Here is an 18,625-nt window from a genome sequence, read left to right on the forward strand (position 1 = left end):
GGATCCCAGTCGTTCCAAGAATTGACTATCTTCGCCATGACAGTCTCCTTTCTCCGGCAGCGCTTCCGGCGCCGCCTATTTGGATGGCACAACTACAAACTGCAGCTTCGCTGGAGAGAGCGCCACGGCTTAGACCCCGTCGTGGCAAGTCCTTCCAGATTTGCCGATGAGCCAGTTATACCATCTTTTTTGTTCAACTGCAACATGAAATTACATAGACATTTGAGCAAAACGAATAAGTAAATTGTTCAAATGCACAAAAATGTTGAACGACGGCGTTTTCTCCTTTATGCAGTTTTTGACCCAATATTGGATATTATCCGCAATTAATTCTCTCGTTCTGTATAGCGATGGAAACAAAAGGGTAACTCATGCACGCACAGCACCGAACATGAGCGCGCCGCTGAGCATAGGGACTGCACAATCAACTGAAAAGAATATCTTTTGGGAAATTTCCCGCGTCGTCTTGCCGCTGGATCGACGTATCCGAGTCTATCGAACGAATGTTTCACGTGAAACATTCGAAGATAGTCCGAAGGACCCCTCGACGAGGGGTCCTTCGGATGCTGCAGCGCCTGTTTTCTCTTTAGTAGTACCGGTGGTACGCGGCGCAGCTGCCCTCGCTTGACACCATGCAAGGACCCACGGGGTTCTCGGGCGTGCATACCTTGCGGAACAAGGGACACTCGTTGGGCGCCATGATGCCGCGAAGCACGTCGCCGCAGCGGCAGCCCTTCGGATCCTGCGTGGGCTCGACGTCGGGCTGGAAACGGCGCACGGCGTCGAACTGCGCGAACTCCTCGCGGATGCGGTAGCCGGAACCGGGAATCTCGCCCAGGCCGCGCCAGAGGGCGGTGCACGTCTCGAACACCTCGTCGATGGCGGCCAGCGCCACGGGGTTGCCTTCGGGCATGACGCCGCGCGCGTAGGCGATCTCGATGTCCGCACGGCCTTCGTGCAGTTGGCGCATGATCATGGCGATGCCCTGCAGCACGTCAACCGGCTCGAACCCGGTGATGACGCCGGGTATGCCGTACTTCTCGGCCAAGAACCGATACGGCTCGGCGCCGATGATGGTGCTGACATGGCCGGGCAGGATGAGCGCATCCACCTTGAGCTGCGGGTCGTTGATGATGGCCTCCAGCGCGCCGGGCATGTTCTTGTGAGCGCCGAACACGCTGAAGTTCTTGAGGCCGGCCGCGGCCGCGCGCTTGATGGCCATGGCCACCAGCGGCGTGGTGGTTTCGAAGCCCACGCCCACGAACACGATCTCGCGATCGGGGTTCTGCTGGGCCAGAGTGAGCGCGTCCAGCGGCGAGTACACGATCTGCACGCTGCGGCCCGCCGCCTGCTCGGCGAGCAGGCTTGACGTGGAGCCCGGTACGCGCGTCATGTCGCCGAACGTGGCGATGGTGATGCCCGGCACGCGGGCGAGGGCGATGACCGTGTCGATATCCCTGTTCGAGGTCACGCACACGGGACAGCCCGGACCGGACGCCAGGCGCGTGCCTTCCGGCATGAGGTTGCGGATGCCGTTGCGCGCGATGGCCACCGTATGGGTGCCGCACACTTCCATGAGCGTGGCGCCGCCTGCGGGCGACAGCTTCGCGATGGACTCGATGAGACCGCGCGCGAGTTTAGGGTCTTTGAAGGCTGCCAGCTCGGATTCCATCGTGGCCGCGTCGACCGCGCGCGCGAGGTGCTCGGGCCTATCCTTCGGCTCGACGGATGTTTCACGTGAAACATCCGTTCCGGTCGAGGAGGTCATCGCGCTACCTCGTCGGCTGCGGGGATGTCGTCGCCCGCCAGCTCGGGGAACTGCTTGATGAGGTCGATGGTTTCCTGCGCGTAGTCAGGATCCACCACCTCGATGGCGAACCCGGCGTGCACCAGCACGAAGTCGCCGACGTTCGCCTGCGGCGTGAGGTCGAGGGATATGTCGCGCGTGACGCCGAGGATGTCCACCGTAGCCAGACGGTTGTCCTTCATTTCAGTCACTTTTGCAGGTATGGCTAAGCACATGGCTGTTCTCCTTCTTCTTTGCTCGAAGCCCATGCTACCACAGCCTGGCCGAAGGAGATGCAGCCGTCGTTGGGCGGCAGATCGCGGTTGACGGCCACCGTGAAACCCGCCTGCTCGAGCGCCGCCAGAGCGTGCTCCAGCAGGTAGCGGTTCATGAACACGCCGCCGGACAGGGCAAGCGTGGTTATGCCGTACAAGCTGCGCACGAGCTCGGCCGCCGTGACGATGGCTTGCACGAACGCGTCGTGGAAGCAGCGCGCGATGATGCCGACAGGCACGTCGGCCGCGAGGTCGTCGAGCAGCGCGGCGAACGCTGGCGCGGCATCGAACAGCACGACCGAGGTGTCCTGCGCCGTGCTGGCGGCAGTGGCGGTGTTCTTCACCACCGCGATGGCGTAACGGGACGCGGCTTCCCGAGCGGAGGCGCTAAGCCCGGCATCGTCATTCTGAGCGGAGGCGCGAAGCGCCGGAGTCGAAGGATCCCGGTTGGTGTCAGCAGGGGTCGCATCGGTTGCGTCGGCGGCAGATGTTTCACGTGAAACATCTGTTCGCCCGATTGCGGCTTCCAGCAGGATGGCGGGCTCGCCTTCGTACGCAGGCTCGGCGCAGATGCCCAACAGCGCGCTGGCCGCGTCGAACAGCCGGCCGACGGACGAGGTCATGGGCGTGTTGATGCCGCGGTCGATCATCTGATCGCACACGGCCGCCTGCTCGCCCAGAGCCTCGAGCGCAGCCGCAGCCCCCGGATGGTCGAGCAGGTCGAACGCCCACAGCACGCCGTAGGCCATGCGCAGCGGATGCTTTACGGCCGCCGCGCCGCCCGGCATGGGCACGTAGGCGAAGTTCGCGAAACGCTCGAACGCAGTCAGGTTGGTGAGCAGCACTTCCCCGCCCCAGATGGCGCCGTCCATGCCGTAGCCCGTGCCGTCGAACGCGATGCCGCACACGGGGCCGGCCAGGCCGTGCTCGGCCATCACCGACACGACGTGCGCATGATGGTGCTGCACCTCGGTGACGGGGAGGCTCTGCTCGTGGGCCCACTTCGACGTGAGGTACTCGGGATGCAGGTCGCACGCGATGCGGTCGGGTTCGATCTCGAACAGCGTTTCGTAGCGGTCCTTCGCCTGGAGCCACGCGTCGTAGGTTTCGGCGTTCTCGAGGTCGCCGATGTGCTGCGACACGAACGCCTCGGCGTCGCGCGTGAGCGCAAACGTGTTCTTCTGCTCGGGCCCGGTGGCGAAGATGGAGCAACCCTGTTCGCGAACGGATGTTTCACGTGAAACATCTTCTCCTTCGCGCGCCTTCGCGGGCATCGCCAACGGGAGCGGCGCGTAGCCTCGGGCGCGGCGGATGAATTGGACGGCTTCGCCGGCGCTGCCCGCTTCGATAACGCGCACCACCGAGTCGTCGTAGCGGGCGCGGATGGCGCGGTCGTGGCCCAGGAACGCGTCGGCCACGGCGAACAGCTTCTCGTAGGCATCCTCGTCGTCGATGACGATGGGCTCGTCGTGGATGTTGCCCGAGGTCATCACCAGCATAGGGACGGCCGTCGCTGCGCGGGATCCTTCGGCTTCGCGCTGGGAGCTGCGCTCGGCACAACCGCTCGCTTTCGCGAAGTCGTGCAGCAGCAGATGCTGGAGGGGCGTGTAGGGCAGCATGACGCCGAGTTCGGGGAGGGCGTCGGCCAAGCCGGGAGCAAAAACAGCATCGGGGCGCTTGCGCAGCAGCACGATGGGGCGCTGCGTGGCCGTGAGGATGCCCTCCTCCGCTTCGCCCGCTTCGCAATAGGCACGCACGGCTTCCATATCGGCCATCATGACGGCGAACGCCTTGCCCTCGCGGCGCTTGCGCGCGCGCAGCAGCGCTACCGCTTCGGGGTTCGACGCGTCACACACCAGATGGAAACCGCCCAGGCCCTTCACGGCCAGGATCTTGCCCGCCAGCAGCAGTTCCACGGCGCGCGCAAGTATGGCATCGCTCTCCTCGCGCGTGGTTCCCCAGGCGATGGGTCCCAGGGGCGCGTCAATGGCATCGGAAGCGCACAATGTTTCACGTGAAACATTTGTTTGCGCCGCATGGGAGGCGGAAGCGCCAGCGGGGACGTCAGGGGCGGCCGGCACGTCGGCGGAAACGCCGGGGGCATGAACGCCGGCGAGCGCTCCGGGCATGCCCTCGTGTTCGCGCCAGCTGATATGGGGGCCGCATTCGAAGCACGCGTCGGGCTGCGCGTGGAAGCGGCGGTCCAACGGGTCGCCGTACTCGCGGGCGCAGCGCTCGCACATGGGGAAGTCCTTCATCGACGTGCTCTTGCGATCGTAGGGCAGCTTCTCGATGATAGTGAAGCGCGGGCCGCAGTTCGTGCAGTTGATGAACGGGTAGCGGTAGCGGCGGTCGTTCGGGTTGAACAGCTCGCGGGCACAATCGTCGCAGGTGGCCAGGTCGGGCGACACAAGCGTGGTCTTCTCCACGGCGCCTGCGTCGGAGAAGCGGATCTCGAACGAGTCGAAGTCCTCCAGCGGCACTTCCTTCAGCGTCACTTCCTCCACGCGCGAGGCGGCCGGAGGGTTCTCGGACAGCTCGATGACGAACTCGTCGAGCAGCTTCGTCTCGCCCTCGGCATGGATGAACACGCCGTCGGTGGCGTTCAGCACCCATCCGTCGATCAGGTATTTCTTCGCCAAACGGTAGACGAAGGGGCGAAAGCCCACGCCCTGCACGATGCCTTTGACTTGAATGTCCAGCGCTTCCTTCATATGATCGCCTCCGCGTTGTGCTGTGGCCTTCAATCTACGAGGGCGGCTCGACGGCCGCCCTCGGGGTGTAACGCTATCGTGTCGCGCGGCCGCCCGCTAAGCCGTCGGCACCGTCATGGTTTCCAGGATGTCGGAAATCACTTCAGCCAGCTGTCGCAGCGTAACGCCCGAGTTGTCGGGCAGGTGCAGATGCACCACGCGCCGCCCGCGCTCGGCCAGCGTAACGAGGTCGCCCGACGCCTGCGCCTTCGCCAGCGAGCCCAGGCTTTCAGCCTCCTGCTTCAGCGGGATGTCCTTCAGCTCGTCGGCCGACAGGATGAGGAACACGCCGCAGTTCGGGCCGCCCTTGTGCAGCTGGCCCGTGGAGTGCAGGTAGCGCGGACCCACTTCCAAGCAGGATACCACGCCGCGCTTCTCAGCCACGCCGTGACGGATGGTTTCCAGCGCCTCGCGTCGACCCTCGCCCGTGAACGGCAAGAACGCGTTGAGCGCGAAGAAATCGCCCGGTTGAATGCTGCCCAGCAGCGCACGCAGCGCGCTGCGGACGTCGGTGCAGTCCTTGAAGCACGGGGACAGGCGCACTTCCACCTCGCCCATGTGCACCTCGTCGATGAAATCCTGCACGAAGTCGGGCTCGGGCTGGCCCTCCTTGAGGATGTCGAGCACCACGGCCTTCGCCGACGCCACGTCGGGCTGGTCGAAGGGGCAGATCTTCATGAGGTAGCCGCACATCGCGATGGCGTATTCCCACATCACGAAGTGCTCGGCCAGCTCTTCGACGGAGTCGATCTTGTAGTTGGCGCGCGGGATGGCCGGGTCGATGTAGGACAGGCTCATCTCGAAGTTGCGGCGCTCGTCCCACAGGTCGTTGCGCGTGAGGTACACGATGGCGCTGCGATCGCCCGGGTCTTTCTTGAGCAGCAGGGAGTCCACCTCGATGTTGGGCAGAATGCCCTGGCCGTCCTTGCCCAGGCTCTCGGCCACCAGCTGCTCGATCCACAGACCCAGAACGCGGCCGCGCTTCTGCGTGAGGAACGTGAACTTGTTGCGTCCCTGCAGGTAGTTGTCGTACAAAAACGATGCCAGGCCGATGGCCGGGTTGTCGATGGCGTCCTCGCTGCACTGGCGCTCGGCGTCGATGGCGTGCGCCATGAACTCTTCCAGGTCGATGCCCACGAGCGCCGCCGGCAGCAGGCCGAACACGGACAGCGCGGAGAAGCGCCCGCCCACGGTGGGCTGGCCGGAGAACACCGCGGCCCACCCTTCTTCGCGCGCCTGGCGCTCAAGCATGGAGCCGGGGTCGGTGATGGCCACGAGGTGCTGCACCAGCTCCTCTTCGCTGATGCGGTCGGCCACGGCGTCGCGCACGGCACGCAGGGCCAGGCGCGGCTCGATGGTGCCGCCGCTCTTCGACGAGATCACGAACAGCGTGGTCTCGGGCTTCGCTTCGGCCAAAATGGCGCGCACGCGCACGGGCGAGTCGGAGTCCAGCGTCTTGAACGTGATCTTCGACGAATCGGGCTTGTTGTATTTCGTGATGGTCATGGGCGCCTGCGTGGAACCGCCCTGGCCGATGAGCACGACCGTCTTCAGCCCTTGGGCGATGATCGAGTCGGCGAAATTCTGGATGTCGCGCAGGGAGTACGGCGAATTGCTCGCAAGGTCCGTCCATCCCATGTATTGCTCGGAGCACGCGCGCGCTTCCTCCGAGAAGTCGTACAGGCTCGCATCCTTGGCATGGATACGGCTGGCAACGCAGTCCTTCACGAGGGCTTTCGCGGAAGGATACAGTTTTTCTACATCACCGGATAGCATACAACCTTCTTTCAGCGTAATTCGCTCCATTCTAGCAAACGGTGACGAGGCTGACCATCGTGTTTGCGCTTGTGACGGAGTTGTGGACAAAGCGTGTGGGAGCGCGCCCGAGAACGAAAAACGGCGTGCGAATCCTAAGCATGTCCGTAGTATTTACTATTGATCATTTATATTAATTGATATATAGTATCGATTATCAGATGGGCTGGAGAGGAGCTCATCGGGAAGCCGAGGGAGGAACCATGTCCGATATTTCTAGAAGGAACCTGTTGAAGGGTGCCGCCGTCAGCGCCGTGTCCATTTCCGCGATGGGCCTGCTGGGCGCCTGCGCCGCCCCGAGCGAGCCGAAGGCCGAAACCACGACCGATCCGTCCGCCGACGGCGCCGGAACCGGCAGCGGGACGAACAGCGAGTATATGGCCGAGGTGCTGGAACCCACATCCATGCCCGATGCCTCGACGGCGAGCAATTTCAACATCATCTACGACAGCAAGACCACCGTCGGCACCACCTACGAAAACCTTATGACGGCCATCGCGGGCGAGACGGGCGCCACCACCAAGTATGAGGCGTTCTCGAAGGTCGCCAAGAACGAGGGCTTCGACGTGCTGGCCCGCCTGTTTCAGTGCACCGCGGACGCCGAGAAAATCCACATCGGCCTCGAGTACGACCTGGCCAAGGAAATCGACCCCGCAACCGAGAAGCCCGAGCCGCCCGCGGTCGAGGAGCACGAGAGCGACATCAACCTGATCTCCGGCGCCAACGGCGAGATCTACGAGACCTCGGACATGTATCCCTCCTTCATCAAGAAGGCCCAGGAAGAGGGCAACAACAAGGCCGTGCAGGTGTTCACGCGCGCCAAGCTTGCCGAGGCGTATCATGCGAAGCTGTATATGGATGCGTACACCACCATCGACACCCCGTTCGACGGCAAGTACTACCTGTGCCCCATCTGCGGCTACATCCACAAGGGCGAGAACTTCACCGCCTGCCCCATCTGCCTGGCTCCGAAGTCGTCTTTCACCGCCTACTAGGCCATTACCCCACATTTCTCTGTCGGAAGCGCCCGAGGGTTCGTCTCTCGGGCGCTTTTCGCATTCTCGCATGCGATTGGAGCGATTTCCCACCTTCACGCCTGTCCGCCGCCCGCGAACCTCGCGCCGCCCGCCGCGCGCGAACCTCGCACCTGTCTGGCGCCGATGCGTCCCCGTCTGCCGCTTGCGAACTTCGCGACTGTCCGTGATTTGAACGAACAAGTGTTTCACGTGAAACACTTGTCGTAATGCCATGCGACAAGCGAACAAATGTTTCACATGAAACATCGCTGGGACTGCCGTCTTGAACACAGGCAGAAGATGCCGGAACCGAAGATCCGTGCGATTACTGCAGATGATTTTACGGCCGACGCCGCACGGGATCCTTCGACTCGCTTCGCTCGCTCAGGATGACAAGGGGGCAGCGCCGCTCGGGATGACGGAGTCACTCACGCGGAGACGCAGGAGGGAAAAGCCGCTTTCCTGATGGCGCTCGTGCCAAAAAGAAAAGGGCCGACGATTCGCCGGCCCTTCGAGGTTCGTTATGCGGACGCGCCTTACAGCCCCAGCGCCTTCTTCAAAGCGGAAACTCGGCGACGGGACACGGGAATTTTCTCGTCCACGGCGTTCAGCGTGAGCAGCAGCGTACCGCCCGACACCGATTCGATCTCCTCCACCATCGAGAGATTCACCAGATAGCCGCGGTGCACGCGGAAGAAACCGTGACCGTCGAGGCGCTTCTCCAGCTGAGCCAAGCTGACCGTGGAGAAGTAACGATCCGTATCCGTTTGCAGGTACGCGTAGTCGTCGCGCGCCATGACGAAGCGGATCTTGTCGATGCCGATGAGGATTTTCTTGCCGCCCTTTTCGACGGGAATGCGCTCGGACTTCTGAGCCTGCACGTGCAGCGACACGTGCTCGCGCACGCGCGAGATAGCTTGCGACAGGCGCTCGGTTTCGACCGGCTTCACCAGGTAATCGATGGCGTTCACCTTGAACGCATCGAGGGCGAACTCGCTGTACGCCGTCACGAACACCACCGCAGGCGGGAACTTGAGGTGCTGCAGCGCCTCAGCCAGCTGCAAGCCCGTGGCTTCGGGCATGTTCACGTCGAGGAACATCACGTCGCACGGATATTCCTTCAACTTCTCGATAGCCTCGCGCACGCTGGCAGCTTCGGCGACAACCTCCGTCTGCCCCAGCTCGTCAAGCAGGAACTTCAGCTCTGAACGCGCAGGAGCCTCGTCATCGACGATCATCGCTTTCAACACCTAAGCCTCCTACCCTCCGTACGTTTGCTTTCGACCATTATAAATCATGGATCACCGAAACCGGCCAAAAGCCGAAAGATAGGAGCAAGCAAACCGACGAAAGAACATCAACCACCGCTGACCATCGGTAAATCCGCCGTTACCCGCGGGGATCGTCCGTGAGGTAGCGAGCGCGCAGGACCTCGCGCTTTTCGTCGGTGACGCTCAGCTGGTCGCGCACGTAAGCGTCGAAGCTGCCGTACTGCTTCTCCACGGCATCGAGCGCGGCGTGCAGGAAGCGCGGATCGGCGGAGTTGATCACGTGAATGCTCTTATCCAGCTTGTCGCCCAGGCCGAACGAGGAAAGCGCGTCCATGATGTTCTGCGTTTCGGATTGGACGTATTTGTTCGTGGCCAGATAATCCTGCTCGACGGCCTCGCGCTTTACGCCCAACGCGTGCAGCAAGAGCGCGGCGGCCAAACCGGCGCGATCCTTGCCGATGGTGCAGTGCCAAAGCACGGAGCCATCCTCGGTAGCCAGCACGTCGTCGAAGAACTGCGCGAAGCCGCGCTGGCTCTGCTCGTCCAACATCATGCGCTCGTACACTTCCTCCATGATGCTGGCAGGGTTCTTCTGCACGGTGCGCAGCATTTTGAGCGCCTGCATCATGCCGCCCTCGCGCGTGACGCCGAATGTGGAAGCGCTCAGCACCGGCGCATCCGCGAACCGAACGCCCATCAGGCCGTCCTGTGGGTCGGGATGCTCCTTGCGCTCTTCTTCGGTGCGCAAGTCGATAACCGTGCGCACCTGGTAGTCGTCAAGCAGCACTTCGAGGTCGCGGGCGGTGGCATGGTCGAGCGCACCCGAGCGCAGCAGGCGCGCATGCTTCACGTAGCGCCCGTCGTCCGTGGGCAGGCCTCCCACGTCGCGCGTGTTGGGCAGACCCTCCAGCACGATGCGGCCGCCTTCTTCGCTCTCGAGGCCTTCGGCCGGAGCAATGCCGATAGCAGGGGCGAAATCGGTGGGGACAGTATCCAGTTGGGACATGGGAAAAGCCTTTCGACGACGATGATGAGCGCGCAGCCGGAAGCGTTTTGTCGGCGCTAGCCGGGGGGGCTTCCGGCTAGCGCCTCACGGGATCCTTCGACTCCGCGCTTCGCGCTGCGCTCAGGATGACGACCGGGGCGGAGCGTGTCAAATCACTCGCCCCCTTGACACACCCTTCGCTATTGCAGGTCGAGCTGCATGAGCTTGTCCAGCGTGAGCGCGTAGATCTTGAAGGACTGCTTCAGCAGATCCTCGCTGACGCCCTCGTCCGGACCGTGCATCATGCCAACCCATTCGGGATCCTTGACCCACGGCTTTTCGGGACCGAAGCTGGCACCGCTCTTGAACTCGCGCGCGTACGTGCCGCCGCCCATGGTGAACGGCTTCGCGTCCTCGCCGGTGGCCTCGTTGTACGCGTTCAGCAGCGCCTGGATCACCGGGCTGTCGGGCTTTACGAGGAACGGCTCCATAAGCAGCGTGTTCTCAAACGAGCCGCCGATCTCGCTCGCCAGCTGGCGCAGGCGCTCGGTGATCTCGTCGGCCGTGATGGACGTGGGGAACCGACTGTCGAGCGTCTGCACAAAGCGGTCGTCCTCGATTTTGATGGTGCCGCCGATGACGGTGAGCGGGCCGAAGTACTCGTCGGAGCTCTTGATGCCGATGCCGCTGCCGTCGGTATGATCGAGCAGCTTCTGGTCGAGCTCGAAGAACGCGCGCTCGTCGGCGGTGCACAGGTCGTGCTCCAGCAGGTAGTCCACGATGAGGCCGATGGCGTTCACGCCTCCTTCGGGCATGGAGGCGTGCGCTCCTTTGCCGGCCGCAGTGATCTTCACGCGGCCTTCGCCGTCGGCCGCAACGGTAATGCGATCAGTATTCGGCAGGTCGGCAGCGTCGGCCTTCACCACGGCCTCGGCGATGCCGGGCACCGCGTTCGTGGCCGCGCCGCCCGTAAACTCCAGCACGATGCGGTCGGCGATGGGCTTGCTGATCAGCTCGCCGTCGTAGCCACCCTTCTCGCCGTAGCACACGGGGAACTCGGCATCGGGCGTGAACAGGAACGCCGGATCGTCGTAATGCTTGTGGTAGTAGGCCACGTCGGCCATGCCGGATTCTTCGTTCGCGCCGAACAGGAAGCGGACGGTGTAGGGGAACTGAGGAGCCTCGCCGGCGTCCTGCAAGTCCTTCCAGAACTTCATGGCGTGCAGCGCCACCACGCTGGGGCCCTTGTCGTCGAGCGTGCCGCGACCGACGAGGTAGCCTTCCTTGCGCGTGACCGCGTACGGCTCGAAGTTCCAGCCGGGACCGGCGGGAACCACGTCCATGTGGCCGATGATGCCCAGCTGCGTGTCGCTCTTGCCGGGGAAGTCGGCGAACCCGATGTAGCCCTCGGCATCGTGCGTCTTGAATCCCATGTCGGAGGCCATTTCAAGCGCGGCTTCCAGCGCCTCCTTCGGGCCGGGGCCGAACGGAGCGCCTTCGGTCGCCTTGTCCGATTCCTCGAAGCTGGGGATGCGGACGAGCGTCTCGATGTCTTCGACCATCGTCTCCCAATTTTCCTCGAGATACGCGTCGATCTTCCTGGTCAGTTCTTCGTGCTCCATAGGTGCCTCCCGACTCTTGATACGCGTGCGACCACGCCGGGACGGGAAAGCCGTTCGCATGCCTCGCCCCGGCGGCAATTGAGCCTATTATGATCCTTGCGGGATACCTGCGCCAGATGCAGTTCCATATGTTGACCGAACGTCGAAAAATCAACGGAGACAGCGCGGACGCCGGCGCGCGGCGGCTTCAAGCCCGCCGCGCGCCCAGAATCTAACTCTAACGCCTCGAGCGCGAGCGCCTGACGGCGACGACCAGGCCCGCTACGGCCAGAGCCGAGACCGCGGCCAGGGCAAGGGCGGCCGTGCGCGGCGCGAGGGGATCGCCGGTGGCCGTCAGCGGCTTCGGCTTCGCCGCCTCGGCGGACGGCTTCAACGCCTCCTGCGGCGAGGCCGGCGCGTCGGGCGCGTCGGGAAGCGGCTTCGGCTGCTCCTCGCCGGGATCGGTGGTCGGCTTGTCGGGGGTGCCACCGCCGCCCTCCTCGTCGGGCGCGAGTTCGAACTTCAAGCGCTTGAAGACCATTTCTTTCGTGAGCGAGTCCATGCCCGCCACGTACAGGGCGTCGCCCAGCACGGCGCCGCTGGCAAGCGACACCTTCGATGCCGACAGGCGCGTGGGAACGGCCAGCCACGTGCCGGCTTTCGGATCGTACACGAACGTGTCGCTGCCTTGGTTGCCAGCCTCGACCGCGCCCGACAAGATGATGCGCTCGTGAGAAGCCGTCGATCCGGCGATGGTGGATCCTGCCGGCAGAACGCCTCCGGCCACCGCACCATACTGGTTCAACACGATATCCTGCGGGAAAGGAGCATAGTTCCACTCGTCGCCCTCGAACGCCGCAACCGAATTGACAATCCGGGATTCTATCCAATTCACGTTGCCGGCGGCAACCGTCAACACCCCGTTCACCATGTCGGCGAAGGGAGTAAAGCGCCCCTCGCCCAAATCGGGCAGCGCGGTCGCGTCGCCCGTCGCCATGTCGACGCGAGCGACAAGCGGCGACGACGCGCCGCTGGCGTCAAGGCCGGCGAACACCCAAAGAGAGCGGCCGTCGCTTGCAAGGGTAACGCCCATGAAATCAAACCCGCCGAACCCGCACGCGGTCAAGGAGTCGCGGCAGTCCACAGGATCCCCCAACGTGCCGGTAGACGGATCGAACGAATACAGCACCTGATCCGAAGTGAGCGCATACAGAACGCCCCCGCTCGAGGTCAGGCGGAAAACGGCATCAAGCGTATCCGTGACAAGATGCTGCACCGACCACGATGCCGAGGCGGGGTCGTATGCCAGCAAAGCGCTCCTTTCCCTGCCATCGGACGACTCGAAGTGGGGCACCGCGTACACGCGGCCAGCAGCCGCCGCCATCGACCACGCATTGTACAGCGTAGGCTCGGGAAGGCCCAGGCTTTTGAAGTCGGGGGCCGGCAGGCTCTCGAAGAAGTCGAAGCCCTCCTCGGAGCCGACGGCCACCTTGCGGCGGCCGGTGTCGCCGTCGGCGCGCTCCACCTGGACGTAGCGCTGCTTGGACTCCAGAGACGGGGGCAGGACGACGCGCACCTCGTTCGCGCCCCACGACTTCACCTCGAGGTCGGCGCCGTCGAGCGTGACGCGGCCGCGATCCTCGCCGAACCAGCTGCCGCGCACCGTCGCCTCGAGCGTGCCGTCGGCCGCGGGCTCCAGCGCGTCCACCACCGGGTACGGGTCGGTTGCCGCGCGGACGACGTCCAGCTGCCCGTCGGACGTGCACGTCCCGGCCAGAGCGTCCGCCCGCTTGACGCCTCCCAGGATGCGCGCTCGCAGTTGCTCGGCGCCGTCGTTAGGGAACAGCCCCGCGAGCAGGGCGCACGAGCCCGTCACCACCGGAGCCGCCATGGACGTTCCATCCATGTAGACGTACGGCGCGACGTCGCTGACAAGCGCCACGTTGTCGAAAAAGAAGTCCAGGTCCATCCCGTCGTCGAACGAAGTGAACGTGCGCTCCAATTTGAAAGAGAACTCGTCCCAGTTGATTTCGTCCCGCTTGTCTTTTGGAATGGGAACCCTGAGCGAAAGCGGGATGGCGCCGCCAGTGCCGAAGCTTTCAGGCGTCAGGTCGATCCAGCTGCCGTCGATGCCGTGCACGCTGACGCGCAGCAAACGGCCCATATCGCTCTCCTTGGAGTCCGCGACGCCGGCATCGAAGGCCAGGCACTGCAGGTCGTCGACGGTCTTGTCCGCCGCCGCGAGGCCCTGCTTGACCGCGCCCTTTTTCGCCGTGAACACGACGGACGCCTTCTGCCCCGCCTTCGCCTGCTTGATGGACATAAGCACGCCCTGGCTTGGGGCGTCGCCCACAACCTGCGGGACCTCCGCCCGCGAAACCGAAGGCTCCGCATCGCCGGACGCCTGGAACGAGAACATCCTGTCCTCGGATTCGAAATCGTCGAACGCCACCGTCAGCTCCGGATCGTCCCCATCAACTATCCCCTGGCCCTGAGGAGCCGTGGACAGGATGTCCGTGCCCGGAGCCGCCAGATCGGTGGCCGCGGCGCCGTAATCGGAGAAGGAAGCCAGCCTGCCCTCTCGATCGACGGCGTTCACGGCAATGGCCCCGTCGGTGGGGGCGCCGGCCGGAAGGTTCAGCGATTGGTCGAGGTCGGCGGCATAGTTTCCCGATGCGCAGACAGACAGCACGCCGTTCGATCGGTACAGATCGTCCATCACCTCGGTCAGCAGAGGACTCTCACCCGCGCCCATCCACGAATTGTTCGCCGCGACCAAGTTCACCCTGGCCTGCGCCGCCTTCTTCATATACGAGTACGCCCCGAGCACAGCAGACGTGAGAAAGCCGCCGCTTTCATTGGCGACGCGCAGCGCCATGATCTTCGCGTTCGGAGCCACGCCGGCAACGCCTTCGCCGTTGTTGACGGAGGCCGCGATGATGCCGGCCACATGCGTGCCGTGGCCGTCATTGTCCATCGGGTCGTCGTCGCCCATGCCGTAGTCGTAGCCATGCTCGCCCTCCAGGCCGATGTTACCCGGATTCTCCCACATGACGTCCTTCAAGTCGGGATTGGTGCAATCCACGCCCGTGTCGACCACGGCCACCACCACTTCTTCCTTCCCTTGCCACGGCCTGCCGGGAATGCCCTCGTCACCCCACAGGGTTTCGACGTTGGCGGCGCCGGCGATCTCGTCCGTGGGGGCGAGGTGCCATTGGAGGCCGATCAACGGGTCGTCCGTAGGGGCGGTATCCGCGGACAGGGCGGCAGCCGGCTCTTCGACCGGCTTCGCCTGGGTCTCCAGGTCGTCGATATAACGCACGTAGTCGGGCTGGGCCGCCAGCACGCCCGGCGTATCGGCCAGATCGCGCAGCAGATCCTCGGTGGACTGCGTTCCGGACTCGATGAGGATCACCTGCTCGGGCGTTGGCATCGAGCGAGCGAGCGGCACATCGGCTTCGGCCCCGGCTTCGGGCTGGGGGTCGAAGGTGTACAGGTTGCTGGCCGACCAGCCTCCCCCGTTGGAAGAATAGGCGCTCACCGGAGCGAAGTCGTCGTTCACGTGCGCCAGCACGCGACCCGGAACGTAGTCGCCCGCCTGTAGCAACTCGTCGAGCGAACGCGCCTCCTCTCCCGATCCGACCGTCGGGTTGTCGGAACCCGCGGTCTCGGAAACCTCGTCCGCGAGCGCGGACGCGGGCACGGCCATAAGCGAAAGGGCCGCGGCGAGAAGGATCGAAAGGAAGCGTTTCATGGCACTCCATCCTTTGCGAAAACGAACGCGATTGCTTTTGATTGTATCAGGGAAACGACCCGGCAAAAGCGCGTTGGAAACCCGGAGGCACGAACGCGCGAAAACGCGCAACGAGCGCCAAGCCCCTTCGCGGGCGCGGCCGTCGAATGGAAATACGCTATGGTATTCTGACATTATTAATGCGAAACGTAGAAATCCCCATTGAAGAGAGGGAACTATGCAGCACAAGACCCGCGAGACGGCCCGCCGCGCAAAGCGCGCCCCGCTTCTCGCCTTCCTCATGCTGGCCCTCGCGCTGTGCCTCGCGCCCAGCGCGGCCTACGCCGGTCCGGCCTTGGAGATCGAGCAGGGCTACGTCCAGCCCGACGGCGCCACCTTCCAGGCCGGGCAGCGCGGCGACGAGTTCTTCCACTACGTTCGGACGGCCGAGGGGCGCCTCGTGCAGAAGAGCCCCGCCGACCAGACGTGGTACTACGTGACGAGCGAGGGCTTCGGCCTCGCGCTCGGGCCGCGCGCCGACGAGGCCGCACCGGCGAACGCTCTGACGCCCTCGGTGCTGGCAAACGATACCGGCAAGATGGCCTACTCCGCGCTGGGCGGAGGCGCCTACGTTCCCCGAGACCGGGGCGTCGGCGAGGCGGTGACGCTCTCCGACATCGAGGCCGCCCAGGCCGCGTCCGGTGCCAACGCCCTCGGCGCGCGGTCGGCGGCGCAGACCGAGACGTCGCTTCCGCTGATCACCATCGTCATCGGGTTCGAGAACCCGGAGGACCCCGGCGCCGAGGTCGTGCAGAAGGACGACGACGGCAACGTCGTCGCGAGCTGGAACGCCGCCGATCAGCGCTACCGCGACGGCTACGATTGGAACAAGCTGCTCTACAGCGGCGAGAACAGCATCACCAGCTACTACGCAACCATGTCGAACGGCAAGTTCTCCTGGACGCCGGCGACCGAGGAGACCAGCGCGTACGGCACGGGCGGCAACACCAACCTGCACGACAAGGCGGGCGACGGCGTGATCCACGTGACGCTCAAGCGCGACCACGGCAACTGGGAATCAGTCGAATACCTGAGCGACGCGGCCAAGGACCAGCGCGACGCGTACGTCGACGCGCTCAACGAAGCCTCCCAGTACATCGACTTCGCGACCTACGATACGAACCGCAACGGCGTGCTCGAACCGACCGAGGCGGGGCTGCTGTTCATCGTGGCGGGCTACGAAGCCTCAGGGGCCGGAGGCACACCGTCAACCTGGGCCTGCCGATGGGAGCTGTCCAGCATGGACAGAGACAACTTCGAACCCGAAGAAATCGTCAACCCCGAAACGGGCAGCAAAATCGAGGTCAACGACTACATCTCCATAGGGGAAACCCTTATGAACGACATGATCCCCGCCCAGCCCATGCCCACGAGCACCGTCGCGCACGAACTGGGACACTATCTGGGACTGCCCGACCTGTACGACATCAACTACACGGCAAACGACCCCGAAGCGACCGTCGATCAATTCCCCTGGTTGGCCTACGACGTGAGCGAACTCAGCTTGATGGCAGGCGGATCATGGGGCAGATACATCACCGATAGCGGCGATACCGTCTTCGTCCCCGTCAGCCTCGACCCCTACTGTTTGGAACGGCTCGGCTACATAGAGCCCGTCGAGGTAGCCGCCGACGGCACGCACGACGCGTCCACGTTCTGGAGCGGCAAGGGCTACCAATGCCTGCGCGTCCCCACCAGCACCGAGGGCGAATACTACCTGGTGGAGAACCGCCAGTACGAGAGCTTCGACCTAGGGCTGACATCCGGGTACCGGGTCGACCACAATAAAGAAAAGCCGCAATACTACAACGAAACGGGCGGCATCGTCATCTGGCATATCGACCGGGGAATCGCGGACGCGCGCAGCATGACCGACGATCCCCTTTTGAGCAACACCGTGAACACGGTCGACCACCGTCCGGGCGTCATGCCCGTCTATCCGGAGAATACGGAGTACCGGGACGGCCAGGCGCTTTACACTCGCCCGTTCTTCAACACCAGCGCCTGCGAGACGTTCGGCATGGAGGGCAACGTCGTCCCGCTGCTGCAGTACAACGGCTGCGACACACCCGACGAGCGCGTGGACTCCGGTATCGTCCTTTCGGTGGGCGACACCGTGGGCGACGTCATGAGCGTGACGGTGGACCTGCCCGAGCCGGACGAGCCGGGCGGCGGCTACGAGGAGAGCTCGCACGTCGGTGAGATCGCCGGATCGCGCGTGGAAGTGTCGGGATCGTTCCCCGCAGGCGCCGAGCTCTCCTTGGCGCTCTCGGCCCTGACCGATGAGCAGAAGGCCGAAATGGCAAAGGCGTCCGACCAGCTGGGCGCGCTCATCGTCAGCGCGGACGCGTCGGTGGTGGACGCGGCGACCAGCGAGAAGGCCGCGCACGAGGGCAAGCTCTCCGTGTCGTTCTCGGTCGACAAGCGCTACGAGGGGAAGAGCGTCTGGATGGTCCACCGGAAAGCCGACGGCTCGCTCGAAGCGACGAAGGCTGCGGTGGAAGGAGGTCTCGCGAGCATGACCGTCGATGAGCTGTCGCCGTTCGCCGTGTTCGAGCAAAAGGCAGCCATTCCCGGCGACGACGGGAACGTGCCCCCGTCCGGCAGCCCTGGCGGCGAAGAGCCCTCCGGCGACACGCAGGTCGAACCGCTGCCCGGCAAGGCGCTCGCCTCCACCGGCGACAGCGCGGCGGCACCCGCTGCCCTCGCGCTGGCGATAGCCGCCGCCGTTGCGGCGATGATCGCGCAGACAAAGCTTCGCCGCCGCCACGATTCGCTCAACCGGTAAGACTCGACGATATTTTTGCTCGAAGCTTTCGTGGACTTCCGGTATACTGTCATCCTGCGCCCGAGTGGCGGAATGGCAGACGCGGCGGTCTCAAAAACCGTTGTCCTAGACGTGCGGGTTCAAATCCCGCCTCGGGCACCACTTCGCAGATGAACGAGCTCCTGAAACCTTGCGTTTCAGGAGCTCGTTTTGCATCGCGGCTCAAGCACGAGCGGGGCAACGTCGTCCCGCAGCGGCAGTACGGCAGCTGCGACACGCCCGACGGCTGACGCAGACGAGACGCAACGGCATCGGCCCGGGTGCGCGAAAGCCGGGAGCGCCTTGCGGGCAACGGCGTTTTGTCTACAATAGCAGGCGAGCCGCAGGGAACTGCTTACTCCCCACGGCTCTCGAACCCGCTTTGGCGGTTCGGATTCTATTTTGGGCCCGGTTCGTCCCCTTGCTGGGACGATCGGGGTTCTTCTTTCGACCGCGCTTGAAGAATCAGCGAGGCCGTCTCCACCGACAGACTACCGAAAGCAGCTATCAAGCAAAGAACGCGC

Annotated in this window: 10 protein-coding genes and 1 tRNA gene; 3 read left to right on the forward strand and 8 right to left on the reverse strand. The window is 64.2% G+C overall.

Annotation, left to right across the window (positions count from 1 at the left end):
* Positions 1-586: 586 nt before the first annotated feature.
* The 4 genes from hypD to GT590_RS12780 all read right to left on the reverse strand — a co-directional run bounded on the left by hypD (position 587) and on the right by GT590_RS12780 (position 6,590).
* Complete coding sequence (hypD, locus tag GT590_RS12765) at positions 587-1,768, reverse strand: hydrogenase formation protein HypD (RefSeq protein WP_009609017.1); 1,182 nt, start codon at positions 1,766-1,768, stop codon at positions 587-589.
* Positions 1,765-2,022: a HypC/HybG/HupF family hydrogenase formation chaperone gene (locus GT590_RS12770; protein ID WP_009305723.1), complete on the reverse strand. Its 258-nt coding sequence runs from the start codon at positions 2,020-2,022 to the stop codon at positions 1,765-1,767. The genes hypD and GT590_RS12770 overlap by 4 nt, the downstream gene beginning before the upstream one ends.
* Positions 2,013-4,775, reverse strand: coding sequence for a carbamoyltransferase HypF (locus GT590_RS12775; protein ID WP_009609015.1), 2,763 nt, complete (start codon positions 4,773-4,775; stop codon positions 2,013-2,015). Before GT590_RS12775 ends, GT590_RS12770 begins: the two co-directional genes overlap by 10 nt.
* Before the next feature lie 96 nt (positions 4,776-4,871).
* Entirely contained in the window at positions 4,872-6,590 is a 1,719-nt protein-coding gene (locus tag GT590_RS12780; RefSeq protein ID WP_009609026.1) for a glucose-6-phosphate isomerase, read from the reverse strand.
* A 242-nt stretch (positions 6,591-6,832) separates the two neighbouring features.
* On the opposite strand from GT590_RS12780, the gene ngr reads away from it, so the two are divergent.
* On the forward strand, positions 6,833-7,624 hold the full coding sequence (gene ngr / locus GT590_RS12785; RefSeq protein WP_009305720.1) for a nigerythrin: 792 nt from the start codon (positions 6,833-6,835) through the stop codon (positions 7,622-7,624).
* 557 nt (positions 7,625-8,181) lie between these two features.
* Here ngr and GT590_RS12790 read toward each other — a convergent pair.
* From GT590_RS12790 to GT590_RS12805, 4 genes are all read right to left on the reverse strand, one after another.
* The gene (locus GT590_RS12790; protein ID WP_009305719.1) at positions 8,182-8,895 is read right to left on the reverse strand and encodes a LytTR family DNA-binding domain-containing protein; all 714 of its coding nucleotides are present in this window, start codon (positions 8,893-8,895) and stop codon (positions 8,182-8,184) included.
* Between the two features lie 139 nt (positions 8,896-9,034).
* On the reverse strand, positions 9,035-9,922 hold the full coding sequence (locus GT590_RS12795; RefSeq protein ID WP_114516722.1) for a tyrosine-protein phosphatase: 888 nt from the start codon (positions 9,920-9,922) through the stop codon (positions 9,035-9,037).
* A 179-nt stretch (positions 9,923-10,101) separates the two neighbouring features.
* On the reverse strand, positions 10,102-11,523 hold the full coding sequence (locus GT590_RS12800; protein ID WP_114516721.1) for a Sapep family Mn(2+)-dependent dipeptidase: 1,422 nt from the start codon (positions 11,521-11,523) through the stop codon (positions 10,102-10,104).
* Positions 11,524-11,740: 217 nt separating this feature from the next.
* Complete coding sequence (locus tag GT590_RS12805; protein WP_009305716.1) at positions 11,741-15,256, reverse strand: S8 family serine peptidase; 3,516 nt, start codon at positions 15,254-15,256, stop codon at positions 11,741-11,743.
* Between the two features lie 217 nt (positions 15,257-15,473).
* Between GT590_RS12805 and GT590_RS12810 the strand changes: the two genes are divergently transcribed.
* Together GT590_RS12810 and GT590_RS12815 are read left to right on the forward strand one after the other, a co-directional pair.
* Complete coding sequence (locus tag GT590_RS12810) at positions 15,474-18,083, forward strand: immune inhibitor A domain-containing protein (RefSeq protein WP_009305715.1); 2,610 nt, start codon at positions 15,474-15,476, stop codon at positions 18,081-18,083.
* Between the two features lie 58 nt (positions 18,084-18,141).
* Positions 18,142-18,224 (forward strand) — tRNA-Leu (locus GT590_RS12815).
* The last annotated feature ends 401 nt before the right edge of the window (positions 18,225-18,625 follow it).

Source organism: Eggerthella sp. BIOML-A1 (assembly GCF_009875595.1).
Classification (GTDB): Bacteria; Actinomycetota; Coriobacteriia; order Coriobacteriales; family Eggerthellaceae; genus Eggerthella; species Eggerthella lenta.